The following is a 15,524-nucleotide window of genomic DNA, read 5'->3' on the forward strand; positions in this document are numbered from 1 at the left end:
CTAGTAATTGCGTTTTTTGCAACTTTTTTGTGCGGCAAAAAAGTTTATAATTCTATATAATGTACATCAGTTGACAAAATGAAATCGTTTCAGTATATACTAAAAATTTTTAAGTTTGTCAATTTTTTTATTCAACTTTTTCCCGCCGCAAAAAGTGCAAATCTAAAAATAATACTAAATAGTACTAATTATGTCTTACATGTAGAATAAATTATTAAATTTAGACTGAAATATAGCCTTTCGCAACTGCGGGCTGTGCCCGCTTCTTTGTGCCACACCTGCCTACGGCACGCAGAGCGAGGCGGACAGCGTCACAAAAGAACTGGGGTTGCCGAAGGCACGCAGAGCGGGCACGACTGTGTGCTTCGCAGGGCTAGTCCCCACAAATCTAAAATTTAAAAATTTATTTTTTGACAAATTATATTTGTTTAGGTACATACTGGAACAATTTTATTTTGTCAATTGGTGCACATTATACAGAATTATCAACTTTTTTGCCTCACATCTCTGATTATGGGCTCATAGTTCTGAGGCTAGTCATGCAGCTAATAAATAAAATTAGTTTGGAAACAAGTATGATAAAAAATTAATAGTTCCTATTATTTTACATATGTATTTTATATAATAATAAATTTTAATAAATCTATTGTGTTAAAATGAAATTAATTATAATATTGATACGTCAAAAATAAAAATAAAGTTGGTTATAATAATATATGAATAATGTTACAATATACGATAAGCCTAGAGAAGAATGCGGAGTTTTTGGTATTTATTCCAAAGATATTAAGAAAGATATATTAAAAACTCTCAATTATGCCCTCTATTCATTACAGCATAGAGGGCAGGAAAGTGCAGGTATTACAATATCAAATTATAAGCATTTATTTACATATAAAGCTATGGGACTTGTATCTGATTTGTTTACAAGTAATATTCCTAAAGATACAGAAGGAAATATTGCAATAGGGCATGTGAGATATTCTACTACAGGTGCTAGCAAAATAGAAAATGCTCAGCCTATTGAGAATCTTTTTAGATTGGGTCAAATAGCTATAGCTCATAATGGTAATTTAACTAATGCCGAAGAATTGAGATATGAACTTGAAGAAGGAGGAGCTACATTTAATGCTACTTCCGATACAGAAGTTATTATTAAACTTATAGCGAGAAAAACAGTAAGCAATTTTATAGAAGGAATAAAAGAAAGCGTTAATATTATAAAAGGTGCTTTTGCTCTTGTTATAGTTGTAGACGGCAAACTTATAGGCGTAAGAGATCCTTATGGTATAAGACCTTTATGTTTGGGTACAAATGCAAACGGAGATTATTTCTTGGCTTCAGAATCATGTGCTTTAGATGCTGTGGGCTCAAAGTTTGTAAGGGACATTGAAGCAGGAGAAATGGTAATAATAGATGATGAAGGTGTAAAATCTTTTAAATATGCTAAAGAAGATGTAAAACATTGTCCTTGTGCTTTTGAACATATATACTTTGCACGTCCTGAAAGCAATATAGACGGCATTAATGTTTATAATGTAAGATTTCAGACAGGTGTGCTTCTTGCAAGACAAAATAAAGTTGATGCTGATATAGTTATAGGAGTTCAGGACTCTGGTACTATAGCAGCTTTAGGATTTTCTCAGGAAAGCGGAATACCTTACAGTATAGGTTTGGTAAAAAATAGATATATAGGAAGAACATTTATTATGCCAGAGCAGTCCACAAGAGAAGAAACTGTTAAACTTAAATTTAATCCTTTAAAGCATTTGATAGACGGAAAAAGAGTTATACTTATAGACGACTCATTAGTAAGAGGTACTACAAGCAAAATATTAATAGATATTGTAAGGCGTGCAGGTGCTAAAGAAGTACATTTCAGATCGGCTTCTCCTGTTATCAAAAGTCCTTGCTATTATGGTGTTGATATATCTTCAAAAAAGGAACTTATAGGTGCAAAACTTTCTGTAGAAGAGATTAGAAAGGAGATTAATGCAGATACTTTAGAATATCTTACAATAGAAGATATGCTTGAGGCTTTAGGAAACAAAAATTACTGCATAGGCTGTTTTAATGGAAGTTATCCTACAGAAATACCTAAAAAAGTACCTATCGATAAGACTTGTTAATTTATATAATTAGGGCTTCATTTTTATGAAGTCCTTTTTTATAAAAATTATTAATGAATAATTGACTTTTATCCATAATAAATTTATCATATAAAAAAATAATAAATGGGGTAAAGAGTTATTATGAAAGAAGTTTCTTATAAAATATGCATGAATGAAGAGGAATTAGTTGATGCTTTAATGAATAATGATGATGTTATTTATGCGGAGTATAAACTAGGCAAAAAAATATCAAATATAAAAAACACTGGTAAAATTGCTTGGGGTGTTCTTATAGGCGGAGTATTAGTTGCAGCTACTGCCATAATATCATCAAAAAAATTAGGAAAAGACAAAGCATTAATAGCCTCTTCTATAGCAACTATTCCATCTGCCGCTGCTGCCATTATTTATATAGGGCTTCCTTCTACTGTATCATTAATACAAATTCTTATAAGTGCCTATAAAAAAAATGATGGTATAAACGGAGCTAAAGATATAGTATTAAAATTAAGAAATAACTACTATATAGCTGAAAAAGACAGAGAAAAACTTACATTAAAGAAAACAGCAGGAGAAAAAGTAAAAGAAGTAAAAATTACAGAGATTACAGAGCCTGAAGTTAAAGAAGGTAAATAATATTTTTTTATTATTTAAAATAAATTAGTTAAACGAAAATCCCATATCATGAATACAAGAATAGTATAAATAAATCTTTTTGATATTTCTTTGTTTTTATCGCTTTTAAACTCAATATTTATTTTTACTTTATCCTTATAATCAGCTTCACCATCAATTTGAGCTTTGATTATAAAAGTATCTCCATTATCAAGACTTAAATTATATTCTTTGATTGTTCTGTATTCTGTATATGAAGACATCATTCCATATCTCATTCCAAATGCCTTAAAAGTACCGTATGATATTTCTATATTTTGTAGTTTGTTTATTTCATTTTCCAAATTATTTTTATCAAGTTTTATTATGCTTAATTGGTTTATAGGCTGTGATAATTCATAATCTTCTAATTGTTTTTTCCATTTTGTAATGGTTTCTTCTTTCATTTCGATAGGGCTTGCTAAACTTATAAAAGTATTATCATTAATTTTTACTTCTTCATCATCTGAGTTGGTATAACTTCCGTCTCCTGCATATCTGAATGTTGTTATAAAATTATTATTTATATCATATAAATTCCATATAAGTGATAAGTCAAATTTATTCATAATTGGATTATCTATAAAAACTTCTTTGAAAAAATTATAATCGTATTTATCGCCTGCAATAAGTAATTTATTTAATATATACGAGAATTTTTTTATCATATTAGCAGCTTGTTCTCTTATATGTTTTATTTCTTCTTTTTTATTATTATCTAAACTTCTTGGAATTGATTTCAATATTTTATTTATCTTTATATCAAATATACTTACAGAATAATCATTGTTTAATATTAATTTATAATTTTCATCAATAATTTTTTCGCTGTTTTTATCAAATCCGATATTAGAATTATATTTCAATTCTAAATTGTAAAATGGAATTTTTTTATCTTTAGAAATTTCTATTAAAATATCTAAAGCATTATTTTTTGCTGCCATTTTTTCAGCATTATTATATATATTAAATAGTATTTTAATTGTGTATTCATTTTGTTTATTTAATGACAGTATCTTAAAAAATAATTTTGATTCTCCGTCTTTTTTGTATATTTCTTCTAATGCTCCTCCATATAATCCGTAAATTAATTGTGCTGTTTCTTTACCTGTTTCTATATAAATATTATAAGCAAAGTTCAAAAAACTTTCCCTGTCAAGCAAATCTATAATAAAATCAATTTCAATAATACGATAAATATATTTCTTTAATTCTAAATATTTTAAATATATGTATTTTATTACTTTTATATTAACTTCTCTTGATTTATCTTTTGTTAATACTCTAGCTTTTTTTATAAAATCAATTTTCTTTTCATCTTTTTTATTTAAATTATTTTCAGCATAATTTTCTGCTTCTTCTATACTTTTAAAAATTACGCATTCTGATAAATCTTTTAATTCATCATAATAAATATTTTCTAATCTTTTTTTGAAAGATATTATTTTTTTATTTTTACTTTCGGAAGCTATTTTATAAATTTCTTTTAAATTATCTTTTATAATATCATTACCGTAATAATAATCATCTAATACATGTAAATATAAAGTCCATTTCAAATTTTTAAAATTTTTAAAGTTATTACAGAATTGAAAAATATTCTCCATAGTATTAACTTTACTAATATCCCAGTTTTCTAAAGAACAGTATTGATTAAAATTATAAGTTCCTCCAAACATATAACTCATATTTTTTATTTTTGAAGTATTCCATTTATCAAGAGGCTGATTAAACTTTGAAGCAAGATAAAACATATATGATGTATTTTCTACATTTGACATATTCCAATCATTTAAAGGCTGATTAAACTCTGAGGCCTGTACAAACATACAATACATATTTTCAACATTAGATACATTCCAACTATTAAGCGGCTGATTAAATTTGCTGCATCCTCTAAACATATAACTCATATCTTTAACACCCTCTACATTCCAAGATGAAATATCCTGATTAAAGCTAAAAGCATCATTAAACATATAATTCATAATTTTAACTTTATGAACATTCCAATTATTAAGAGGCTGATTGAATTTAGCTGCATCCCTAAACATATACCCCATATCTTCAACATTAGAAACATTCCAATTATTTATATTATGATTAAAATTTGATGCAAAAGAAAACATTGAATTCATGTTTACAACATTAGAAGTATCCCAAGTTTCTATTCCAGAAAAATCCTTTCTTTTACTTCCAGAAAATAATCCGCTCATATCTGTAATAAGGCTTGTATCTATATCGCCTAAATAAATATTCTCATCTTCCGTTAGTTTATATAATTCTTTTAGAGCTTTAGGTTTGTATTTTGGCATGCTATTATCCTTTTATATTTAAAACATTTAAACTATCTAATCATAAAATTAATTTTTTCTTAAAGTAATATTGTATAAAAAGTACTATTACAGACTGTAAAATAATAGTAAAAATGAATATAAAATTTGATTTTTGATATTTTTTTTACTATACTTGAATTATCATGCATTGCTTAGTTTTCTATGAATCAGCTTATTCTTTAAGCTTCTTTAGAAATCACTCAAATAATATAATAAATAATCTATTATATCAAAATATTACCTGTTATCAAAGGAGGAATTTCTATGGGAAAAATCTATAACCCAGAAAGTATTCGTAATGTAGCCCTTTTGGGACATGTAGGAAGCGGTAAAACATCTTTAAATGAAGCCTTGTTATTAAGAGCTAAATCTATAGATAAGAAAGGCGAAATAGAAAGAGGTACTACAGTCAGTGATTATACAGATGAAGAGATAAAGCAAAAAATGTCAATACGTACTTCTTTAAGTTTTATAGAATGGAAAGATCATAAAATTAATTTGCTGGATATTCCGGGGTCGGGTGATTTTAGCGGTGAAATTAATCCAGCTTTAAGAGTAGCAGAATCTTGTATAGTAGTAATAGATGCAGAGTTTGGTATACAGATAGAAACAGAAAAACATTGGCAGATGGCTAATAGTTTTAAAAGACCTAGAATAATATTTATCAATAAAATAGATAAGGAGATGGTTGATCATAAAACTTTATTAGAAAAAATAGAACATAACTTTAAAGAGCCTCCTGTAGTTCCTATACAAATACCTATGGGTAATGGTAAAGATTTTAAAGGTATAATAGATGTTATTTATCATAAGGCTTTCTTTAGAGATGAACATGGAAAAATTGTAGAAGCAGAAATACCAGAAGAGTATTATGATGAGTACAGAGCTACACGCGACAGACTTAAAGAACTTGTATGCGAAGTAGATGACAGCCTTACAGAAAGATTTTTAGAAGGCGGAAAATTTACCGACGAGGAATATATAGAAGCTCTAACAAAATCTATACTTCAGTATAAAGTAGTTCCAATTTTATTTGGTACTTCTATAAGAGATATAGGTATGGGAGCAGTACTTGATACTATAATAAGATATATGCCTTCTCCTTCATATGTTCCTGTTACAGATGGTACAGACCTTCTAACAAATGAACCTGCTACAAGGTCTATATTAGGAGATAATAATCCTTTTGCTGCCTTTGTATTCAAAACTACTATAGATCAATATGCCGGAAGAATATCTTTCTTTAAAGTTCGTTCTGGAAGTATAAAAAGCGGCGATGAAATATACAATTCAAGAACTGGTAAAAAAGAAAAAGTATCACATATATATACTGCAAGAGGCAAAAAACAATTTGAAGCAGATACTATTACAGCAGGCGATATAGGAGTATTAGCTAAACTTTCAGACTGCAGAACAGCAGATACTATAAGTACTCCAAGTTCTCCGTTCCAGTTCCTGCCTCTAAAAATACCTCAGCCTATTTATTTTACAGCTATTAAAATATTAAAAAATGATATAAAAGCACTTGAAGTTCTTGATACGATTGCTCAGGAAGATTTGACTTTCCATGTAGAGTTTGACAGCGAAACAAAAGAAACTATAATAAAAGCTATGGGTGCTTTGCAGGTAAAATTGGCACTTGACAGAGTAGTATCTCTCACTAAGGCCGAAATAGAGCAGAGTGTTCCTAGAGTAGCTTACAGAGAAACTATAAGAAAGAAAGCTCAGGCACAATACAGACATAAAAAACAGTCTGGAGGAAGCGGTCAGTTTGGAGAAGTTCATTTAGAAGTAGAGCCTCTTCCTAGAGACGGCGGATATGAATTTGTTAACGATATATTCGGAGGTGCTATACCTAAACAGTATATACCGGGAGTAGAAAAAGGTATACAAGATGCTATGGCACAGGGACCTTTGGGTAAATATCCTATGGTAGATATAAAGGTAAGATTATATGACGGTAAGTACCATGATGTAGATTCTAATGAATTATCATTTAGAATAGCAGGTTCTATGGCAGCTAAAGAAGCATTCAAAAATGCAAGCCCGGTATTATTAGAGCCTATTATGAAAGTTACAGTTTATGTACCAGAAGAGTTTACAGGTGCTATAATGAATGAGCTTACAGGTAAAAGAGGAAAAATTTTGGGTATGGAAGCAGCATCAAATACTGTACAGATGATTAAAGCTGAAGTTCCATTATCCGAAATGCTTACTTACTCTATAGAGATGAAGGCATCTACTTCAGGCAGAGGTACTTTTGAAATGGAGCATTCTCATTATCAGGAATTAACAGGTCCTTTGGCTGATAAAGTTATAGAGGAAAGAAAGGCTTTGCTTGGCAGCGGAGAGTAAAATTAAATGCTGTATATAAAAATAAAGTTGATATTTTTTATATACTATAATATAATAATTTAATACGTATAACACTAGGAGATTGTATGCTCAAAATAATTGATAAAATTACAAAAGAACATGTATTTGAAGATTTGGAATCAAAAGACAAAGAATCACTTTTTAGAGCTTTAAGTGAAAAAATCGCACCAGTTGCTTCTGCTTCTGCAGATGCTGTATTTGATGCATTCAAAAAGCGTGAAGATGAATACACAACTAATATAGGTAACGGCGTTGCTGTTCCGCATGGCAGAATTCAAGGCTATGGAAAAACTGATATATTTGTAGGTTTCTTGAAAGATGAAATCAACTACGATTCAGATTCTGATGAAAAAAGCCCAGTAAAACTTGTATTTGCTATACTTTCTGACCTTGATAACCCTCAGGATTATTTATTAAATCTTTCTCAAATTTTCTTCTTGGTAAACCAGAAAGAAATACTTGATAAGATTATGGCTACTAAAGGTTATGATGAACTTTATAGCGTTTTAGAATCTTTCAAAAAATTAGATGAAAAATTTGAAGCTGAAAAACAAATTAAATTCTTAATTGAACTTGAAAGAGCTGAAATACAAATTAAAGCATATGAACTTTACAGTTCTACTCACTCTCAGCAAAAATCTGATGTGGTTTTGGAAGAGTACAAAAAATATAAAGACACTATATTAAGTAAAATTGATGTTGCTGTATTAGAAAATTATAAGAGAATCAAAGAAAATAAAGGTGAAGCTCTAGCTAAAATAGAAAATTATAAATGCAGTGCTTGTAATGTAGCTATACCTAAAATGACTGTTAATGAAGTTAGAAGACAAAACCAAATTATAATGTGTTTCCATTGCGGAAGAATATTGTTTACTACTGATTAATATTTAAGTTGTTAATGATAAATAGTTTCTTAAATAAAAGGAAAGCTAAAATATTACTATTAATTCTTTTAGCTTTCCTTTATATTTCATGCTCGCCGAATAAACCTAGCTCTCTTCTTTCAGAGTTTTATAATTATCCTAATCCTTTTACGCCTTCTAATGGTGAAAATACTACATATAAGGTATCTATTAAAAGCGGTGAAATTGTAAGTGCAAAACTTGATATATATTCTCAGAATGGAGATTTAATAGATTCAAAGGACATGATTGTTGAAAGCAGTAAGCAAACTGCCGCATGTATATGGTCTGGTTTGGATAAAAATGGGAAATATCTTCCTTCTGCCGTTTATGATGCTAAGGTAACAGTAAAAGATAATCAGGATTCTACATTTGTTTCTGAGTTTAAGACTTCAATAAGATAGAATATATAATATTTTTTAATAATTACTAAGATAATGACAAAAATTGTCATTCGTATATATTATAATAACAGTAAATTAAGAATTATTATAGGAGTTTTATTATGCTGCCTTTTAATCCGCCTTTTATGTATAAATGCAATTCCTGCGGTAAAATTTTTTCTAAATCTAAAAAGCCTATTTTGGGGGGCACTATATTTTCAATTTTAAGCAGTCCTAAATGCCCCAAATGCGGAAGTAAAGATACTAAATCTATAGATCATATTATAAAAAAGCAGCTTTATTAATATTTGCACTATAATATTTTTTTGTTTATAATATAGCATAAATTTATTATTAGGAGAAAATAATATGAAAGCTGCTATAATATTTGGAAGCAGATCTGATACTGATAAAATGAAAGGAGCTGCTGCCTGCTTAAAAGAATTCGCAGTTGAATACAAAGCCTTTGTTCTGTCTGCTCATAGAGTTCCAGAACATCTTGAAAAAACTATTAAAGAAATAGAAGAAGAAAATTTTGAAGTGATTATTGCAGGAGCTGGTCTTGCAGCACATTTACCCGGTGTTATAGCTTCAAAAACAATACTTCCAGTAATAGGAGTTCCTATTAGTGCAAGTAATCTTGAGGGAATGGACGCTCTTTTGTCTATAGTTCAAATGCCTAAACCTATAACTGTTGCAACAGTTGGTATTAATAATTCTTATAATGCTGGTATGCTTGCTGTTGAAATACTTGCTTTAAAATATGACAGTATAAAAAATAAATTAATAGAATACAGAAAAAAAATGAAAGAAGACTTTATTGCTGATAATAATAAAGCTATAGAGTTTGATATATAATTATTTTTATATTTTATAACATTACTATATGGAAAAATTATCAAAAAAGTATATAATAGTATAAAAAGTTTTGACATAACAGGAGTTTATATATGTCTAAAGAAAAAAAAGAAATGATATATGAAGGTAAAGCTAAAAAAGTTTATGCTACTGATGATCCTGAACAGATTATAGTGTACTATAAAGATGATGCTACTGCTTTCAATGGTGAAAAAAAAGGTTCTATTAAAGATAAAGGTGTTATGAATAATGAAATTACTTCATTGCTTTTTAAAATGCTTGAAAAAAATGGAATTAAAACCCACTTTATAGAAAAATTAAATGACAGAGAACAGCTTTGTCAGAGAGTAAAAATATTTCCATTAGAAGTAATAGTTAGAAATTTGATAGCAGGTTCTATGGCAAAAAGACTTGGTATAGAAGAAGGTACAGTACCTCCTAATACTATATTTGAAATATGCTATAAAAATGATGAATACGGAGATCCTTTGATTAATGATCATCATGCTGTTGCTTTGAAATTGGCTACTTATGATGAATTAAAATATATATATGATGTAACTGCAAAAGTTAACAATTTATTAAAAGAAGCATTAGATAAAATAGGTATTACTTTAGTTGATTTTAAAGTAGAATTTGGTAAAAACTCAAAAGGCGAGATATTATTAGCTGATGAGATTACACCAGATACCTGCAGATTCTGGGATAAGGAAACTGGTAAGAAATTGGATAAAGATAGATTTAGAAGAGATTTAGGATCTATTGAAGAGGCTTATATAGAAGTTTTAAATAGACTTAATAATCTATAATTACTAAGTTTATAAAAGATAAAGCTTTGCTGAACTTAAAAAGTTTGGTAAAGCTTTTTTATTTATCTTTAGTGTGTATGATATTATAAATAAAAAAGGATATGCATTAAAAATAATACATATCCTTTTTATTATTATAAACTAAATTTTTTATTTAGCATTTTCTACATATTCAGCAAAATTAGATAATATAGTTTTTATGCTTTTATAAAGTTTAGGGTCATCTTGATACTTTAATATCTCTTCTCTTTTACAGTATATTTCTTTAATATTTGCTAAATAATTGGCAAAATATTCATCTATTACCTTGTTGTATTTTGAAGTAACATTTTCTTCTTCATATGCCTTTATAACTTTTTTGGCAAGAGTTTTTTTCCAATTACCTGAGAATGACATAAAACCAGATAGTATAAATACAACACTAGGAAGGAATGATATAGATATACCCATTATATTAAAAAAGTTTAAGCTGCTTGTATTTAATAGTTTGAATGTAGGAACTATATTTATACTGCATGTTATTATATTTGATGATATTTTAGATGTTTTATTATTATCTTTACTGTTAAAATCTTCCTCTGTTATAGTTATCATATTGTATAACTGAGTATCCAATTCTAAATTAATACTGTTGCATAAAACTTTTATATCATCTTTTTTTCTATATACATTGTTATCATCTATAGCTTTAATTATATTATCTATATTTAAAGTGTTTTTATATATTTCGCTGAAAGCTTCTTTTGCTGATGTTCTTATTTTAGATAAATTAGATTCTAACTTATCATTTTCTTGGAATTCGTTTTTATTGTCTATTATTTCAATATCGAAATTTACGCATTCCAATATTTTTTTATAATATGCAAACTTAAGACTTTGAGCAAAATTATTTTTTATTTCTTTAACAAGATTAGTATTATTTATTGAGAAGGGGAAGAATCTCTCTCTCAATAAGCTATAATCTATTTTCTTTATATTATTGCTTTTAGATATAAAGTTCTTTAAAGTATCAAATTTTTTATCTATGACACTTCCTAGTTCATCTTCATCAAAAATATTTGCTTTAGAGAATATTACAAATATATTGTTAAAATTATTTGTAAAATTAGCAAGAGCATTTATATTTGTAATATCTTCCTGAGAAAATGCATTTATATCGCATAGATAAATAAACATGTTATTTTTACTATATTTTCTAGTGTCTAATACATTTTCTTTATATTCTACGATTCTAAATAGTTTAGAATCATCTTGAAGATAGTATTCATCATTACTTGTATCTTCAGAATACGGATTAGTGTCTATATTTTTGTCAAAAATAGCATTGATAAATGATGTTTTTCCAGAACTGTATCTTCCATATACTACAATATCAAATGTTTCATTTATCTTATTATAAACATTTGATAAAAGTTCTGTTATTTTATCATTATTCTTTTTGTCTGCAGAACTTATTTCTTCACTGAGTTTGTTGGCTATATTTTGTATATTGAGAAGTTCATTATATAAATCGAAATCTTCATCTTCAAAAGAGTTCTTTTTATACTTTGTAAGCTCATCAATACTAAGTCCTGTATTTTCAGCCAACTTATCCAACAAGTCAAGAGTTATATTATTAGCATTTCTTTCTAATCTTGAAATATAATCCTGACGCACACCTAACATTTTCGCAAACTGACTTTGCGTTAGCTTCAAAATTTTTTCTCTAATGTCTTTTAAATTAAAATCAATCATATTTTCTTCTGTTTTATAATAAATTTATTTTCTATTATTATAAACAAAATATAAAGAATTTCAAGTGTTTTAATGTATAAAATGTATTAAAATATCATTATTGCTATATTTTAAAATTAATATAGCATTTTTAATTGAATTTTTAATAATGAAAAATATTAAAATATAGAATTTTTTAAATCTATTTTCTTGAGTTATATACCTAATTCTTAATTATTTAATATTTATCAATATTTATATATATACCTACAGGGTATTTTTGATACTATAATATGAAAAATACATGTTTTTTATAAAAAAAACAGAAATATTGTAATTTTTTTACCTATTACACAAATTATATTGTTAAAAATAGACGTGAATTTTTATAAAAATGTATAGAAGATAATACTTTTATTTATATTAATATAATATAATATGATAACTAATATTTTTTATATATTAAGTAAAGTTTGTACTATGTAATTAAAAAATAAAATATCCTTTTTAATAATAATTAAAGTATCGTATTATGTAATTTTACAATATGTAAGTATATATTATTATTTGTTAGTAACTCTGTTTGCAGGTTATAGCTAAAGTATAGCCTTTAACATACTTCTTATACTTTATAAAAAAATAAAGTATGAAAAATTATAAAAAACATAATGTAAAAAATATTTATAAACTATTGTAATTTTTCATTTTTATAATATAATATCTTTTATAGAAATTAAATCTTGTTTAAGGAATAATATTTTCAGTATACATTCTATTTATACAAATATTTCAATAGTTTCAAGCTATAATACTTATCAAATACTTTCAATTTATTTTTATAATCTAGTAAATAATTTTTTATTTTGTAAGGACAAATTAAAATGGATATTATAATAATAATAGTGTTAATACTTTTAAACGGCATATTTGCAATGTCGGAAATAGCTGTAATTTCAGCTAGAAAATCGTCTTTAATGAAAGATAGTAAAGAAGGAGATAAAGGTGCAAAGGCAGCATTGTCTTTATCTGATAATCCTGATAAGTTTTTATCAACAATACAAATAGGTATAACATTAATAGGTATATTAACAGGTATTTATTCTGGAGATACTGTTGCAAAAGAATTAGCAAATATATTAAGCAAATTTAATATACCATTAGTATATGCTTCTGCATCTGCCCAGATAATAGTTGTAGCTTTGGTTACATATCTGACACTTATATTTGGTGAGCTTGTACCAAAGAGGATAGGTATGGTAATGCCTGAAAAAATAGCTAAAGTTGTGGCATCTCCTATGACACTGCTTTCAAAAATAGGCGCTCCTTTTGTATGGATTTTATCTAAAAGTGCATTATTAGTTTCTAGGATACTTGGAATAAAAGATGATAAAAGTCCTGTAACTGAAGAAGAAATAAAATCTATGATAGAAGAGGGAAGACAGGGAGGAGAAGTAAAAGAAATTGAGCAGGATATTATAGAACGTGCTTTCTTTTTGGGTGATAGAAAAATAGAGTCTATAATGACGCATAGAAATGACATAGTGTTTTTGGATATTAATATGACTAATGAAAATATAAGAAAAATAGTATCAAAACATTCTTTTTCTGCTTATCCTGTAGTTGATAATAATCTTGATAATATTATAGGAGTGGTTAGGGTTACTGATATATTTGATAAATTAAATAATTCAAAATCCAAAATAGAGAAATTTGTTAAAAAGGCACATTATTTTCATAACAATATGGAAGTATATTTAGTGCTTGAAGAAATGAAAAAAAATAATATAAAAATAGGACTTGTATCTGATGAGTTCGGCAATATAGACGGAATGGTTACTCAAAGTGATATATTTGGGGCATTGGTTGGTTATGCTTCTGAAGGCAAGGAAAATAATGATATAAGAAAAAGAAAGAATGGGGGCTGGTTTGTAGATGGGCAGTGTCCTATTTATGATTTTTTAGATTATTTTGAAATAGAAGATGAAAATGCTTCAAGTAATTATAATACTATAAGCGGACTTATATTAGAATTATTACAGCATGTACCTTCAGAAGGTGAGGCTTTGGAATGGAAAGGGTTTAATTTAGAGATAGTTGATATGGACGGAGCGAGAATAGATAAACTTATAGTAAATAAAATTGAAGAAAAAGAAAATAAAGAAGAAATAAATAAGTAAAAAATTGCTCGAGACTGGACTTGAACCAGCACGGTGTTACCCGACAGCACCTCAAGCTGTTGTGTCTACCTATTCCACCACCCGAGCTTTAATAATGTAAGGTATTATATATTAAATAATTATTTTGTCAAATGATTATTATTTTATTTACTTTAATTATAATTTTGTTATTATATTTTTTAATTATTTTTTCTCTTTATGAAGAAGTTTATTAATATTTTATTTAAAAAGGTTTTGTTATGAAATATATATCTAATTTGCATACGCATACAATTTACTGTGATGGTAAAAATACTGTTGAAGAAAATATAGAAGCTGCTATAGATAAGGGACTAATAAGCATAGGTTTTTCAGGGCATTCTTACTTTGAAAAAGATGATACTTCTATGAGCAGAGAAAATACTATTAAATATTTAGAAAATATCAAAAAAGCTAGAGATATTTATAAAGATAAAATACAGGTTTATCTTGGTATTGAAGGGGATTATTATTCTAATTTAAATAAAGATACTGATAAAGAAATGGGGCTTGATTATAGAATAGGCTCTGTACATTATATTGATGATGGAAATGGCAATTATTTTCCTATAGATATGTCAAGAGAAAGTTTTAATGATACTATTAATTATTTTGGGAGTATTAGAGAAGTTATTTACAGATATTATGATAATGTTATTAAGATGATAGAAACTCAAAATCCGGATATTATAGGGCATTTGGATCTTGTAAGAAAGTATAATTTAAATAAAGAATATTTTACTGAAGAAGAGGATTGGTATTTAAAAAAGATAGATGAAGTAATTGAAGTTATAAAAAAAAGCGGAAGCATAACTGAAATAAATACAAAGATTATGAATAAAAATAATTTAAATGCTCATTATCCTAATAAAAATACAATAAAAAAATTATTAGAAAAAAATATACCTATTATGATTAATTCAGATGCTCATAATGCTAATAATATAGATCATTGCTATAAAGAAGTTATTGAAGAGTTAAAAAAACTCGGAGTTTCTAGTATAAAAGTTTTGTATGATAATAATTTTAATGATGTGAATATATAGCTAAACAACTATATTTTGTTAAATTTTAATTATTTATAAATCTAATTATAATTTATTTGTAACATAATGTATTATTAGTAATCAACAAAATATGTTTTAGATGTATAGTAAGTTACTTATTTGGTATAATAATAGGTAATC

At 26.9% G+C, this 15,524-nt stretch carries 12 protein-coding genes and 1 tRNA gene; 10 read left to right on the top strand and 3 right to left on the bottom strand.

Annotated features, from left to right (window positions below; all coding sequences use genetic code 11):
* Nucleotides 1–716: 716 nt before the first annotated feature.
* A complete protein-coding gene (gene purF / locus Q1X91_RS10570; protein WP_300756965.1) occupies nucleotides 717–2,129 on the top strand; it encodes an amidophosphoribosyltransferase in 1,413 nt (470 codons plus the stop codon).
* A 123-nt stretch (nucleotides 2,130–2,252) separates the two neighbouring features.
* Nucleotides 2,253–2,747 carry a hypothetical protein gene (locus tag Q1X91_RS10575; RefSeq protein WP_300756968.1) on the top strand — a complete coding sequence of 165 codons (495 nt, stop codon included), beginning with the start codon at nucleotides 2,253–2,255 and terminating at the stop codon, nucleotides 2,745–2,747.
* Nucleotides 2,748–2,761: 14 nt separating this feature from the next.
* Here Q1X91_RS10575 and Q1X91_RS10580 read toward each other — a convergent pair whose 3' ends face one another.
* Entirely contained in the window at nucleotides 2,762–5,080 is a 2,319-nt protein-coding gene (locus tag Q1X91_RS10580) for a BspA family leucine-rich repeat surface protein (protein WP_300756971.1), read from the bottom strand.
* A 285-nt stretch (nucleotides 5,081–5,365) separates the two neighbouring features.
* Here Q1X91_RS10580 and fusA point away from each other — a divergent pair, with 285 nt between their 5' ends.
* The 6 genes from fusA to purC all read left to right on the top strand — a co-directional run bounded on the left by fusA (nucleotide 5,366) and on the right by purC (nucleotide 10,429).
* Nucleotides 5,366–7,456 (top strand): elongation factor G, encoded by a 2,091-nt coding sequence (gene fusA, locus Q1X91_RS10585; RefSeq protein ID WP_300756974.1) that lies wholly within the window; start codon nucleotides 5,366–5,368, stop codon nucleotides 7,454–7,456.
* Between the two features lie 86 nt (nucleotides 7,457–7,542).
* Nucleotides 7,543–8,361 carry a PTS sugar transporter subunit IIA gene (locus Q1X91_RS10590; protein WP_020004543.1) on the top strand — a complete coding sequence of 273 codons (819 nt, stop codon included), beginning with the start codon at nucleotides 7,543–7,545 and terminating at the stop codon, nucleotides 8,359–8,361.
* A gap of 14 nt (nucleotides 8,362–8,375) precedes the next feature.
* On the top strand, nucleotides 8,376–8,783 hold the full coding sequence (locus Q1X91_RS10595) for a hypothetical protein (protein ID WP_300756979.1): 408 nt from the start codon (nucleotides 8,376–8,378) through the stop codon (nucleotides 8,781–8,783).
* Nucleotides 8,784–8,884: 101 nt separating this feature from the next.
* Nucleotides 8,885–9,067, top strand: a complete 183-nt coding sequence (locus Q1X91_RS10600; protein WP_300756981.1) for a zinc ribbon domain-containing protein — start codon at nucleotides 8,885–8,887, stop codon at nucleotides 9,065–9,067.
* A 64-nt stretch (nucleotides 9,068–9,131) separates the two neighbouring features.
* The gene (purE, locus tag Q1X91_RS10605; protein ID WP_300756984.1) at nucleotides 9,132–9,620 is read left to right on the top strand and encodes a 5-(carboxyamino)imidazole ribonucleotide mutase; all 489 of its coding nucleotides are present in this window, start codon (nucleotides 9,132–9,134) and stop codon (nucleotides 9,618–9,620) included.
* Between the two features lie 92 nt (nucleotides 9,621–9,712).
* On the top strand, nucleotides 9,713–10,429 hold the full coding sequence (gene purC, locus Q1X91_RS10610) for a phosphoribosylaminoimidazolesuccinocarboxamide synthase (RefSeq protein WP_096736996.1): 717 nt from the start codon (nucleotides 9,713–9,715) through the stop codon (nucleotides 10,427–10,429).
* 150 nt (nucleotides 10,430–10,579) lie between these two features.
* On the opposite strand, the gene Q1X91_RS10615 is transcribed toward purC, so the two are convergent.
* Nucleotides 10,580–12,163, bottom strand: coding sequence for a helix-turn-helix transcriptional regulator (locus Q1X91_RS10615; protein WP_300756989.1), 1,584 nt, complete (start codon nucleotides 12,161–12,163; stop codon nucleotides 10,580–10,582).
* An 860-nt stretch (nucleotides 12,164–13,023) separates the two neighbouring features.
* On the opposite strand from Q1X91_RS10615, the gene Q1X91_RS10620 reads away from it, so the two are divergent.
* Nucleotides 13,024–14,319, top strand: a complete 1,296-nt coding sequence (locus tag Q1X91_RS10620) for a hemolysin family protein (RefSeq protein WP_300756991.1) — start codon at nucleotides 13,024–13,026, stop codon at nucleotides 14,317–14,319.
* A gap of 5 nt (nucleotides 14,320–14,324) precedes the next feature.
* On the opposite strand, the gene Q1X91_RS10625 is transcribed toward Q1X91_RS10620, so the two are convergent.
* Nucleotides 14,325–14,406, bottom strand: a tRNA-Leu gene (locus tag Q1X91_RS10625).
* Between the two features lie 152 nt (nucleotides 14,407–14,558).
* On the opposite strand from Q1X91_RS10625, the gene Q1X91_RS10630 reads away from it, so the two are divergent.
* Nucleotides 14,559–15,383: a histidinol-phosphatase gene (locus Q1X91_RS10630; protein ID WP_300756993.1), complete on the top strand. Its 825-nt coding sequence runs from the start codon at nucleotides 14,559–14,561 to the stop codon at nucleotides 15,381–15,383.
* Nucleotides 15,384–15,524 lie beyond the last annotated feature (141 nt).

This window comes from uncultured Brachyspira sp. (assembly GCF_949287625.1).
Classification (GTDB): Bacteria; Spirochaetota; Brachyspiria; order Brachyspirales; family Brachyspiraceae; genus Brachyspira.

Bases quoted from the DNA above. Each gene is read 5' to 3' on its own strand.
- purF (WP_300756965.1), top strand. From the start codon at position 717: ATGAATAATGTTACAATATACGATAAGCCTAGAGAAGAATGCGGAGTT.
- Q1X91_RS10575 (WP_300756968.1), top strand. From the start codon at position 2,253: ATGAAAGAAGTTTCTTATAAAATATGCATGAATGAAGAGGAATTAGTT.
- Q1X91_RS10580 (WP_300756971.1), bottom strand. From the start codon at position 5,080: ATGCCAAAATACAAACCTAAAGCTCTAAAAGAATTATATAAACTAACG.
- fusA (WP_300756974.1), top strand. From the start codon at position 5,366: ATGGGAAAAATCTATAACCCAGAAAGTATTCGTAATGTAGCCCTTTTG.
- Q1X91_RS10590 (WP_020004543.1), top strand. From the start codon at position 7,543: ATGCTCAAAATAATTGATAAAATTACAAAAGAACATGTATTTGAAGAT.
- Q1X91_RS10595 (WP_300756979.1), top strand. From the start codon at position 8,376: ATGATAAATAGTTTCTTAAATAAAAGGAAAGCTAAAATATTACTATTA.
- Q1X91_RS10600 (WP_300756981.1), top strand. From the start codon at position 8,885: ATGCTGCCTTTTAATCCGCCTTTTATGTATAAATGCAATTCCTGCGGT.
- purE (WP_300756984.1), top strand. From the start codon at position 9,132: ATGAAAGCTGCTATAATATTTGGAAGCAGATCTGATACTGATAAAATG.
- purC (WP_096736996.1), top strand. From the start codon at position 9,713: ATGTCTAAAGAAAAAAAAGAAATGATATATGAAGGTAAAGCTAAAAAA.
- Q1X91_RS10615 (WP_300756989.1), bottom strand. From the start codon at position 12,163: ATGATTGATTTTAATTTAAAAGACATTAGAGAAAAAATTTTGAAGCTA.
- Q1X91_RS10620 (WP_300756991.1), top strand. From the start codon at position 13,024: ATGGATATTATAATAATAATAGTGTTAATACTTTTAAACGGCATATTT.
- Q1X91_RS10630 (WP_300756993.1), top strand. From the start codon at position 14,559: ATGAAATATATATCTAATTTGCATACGCATACAATTTACTGTGATGGT.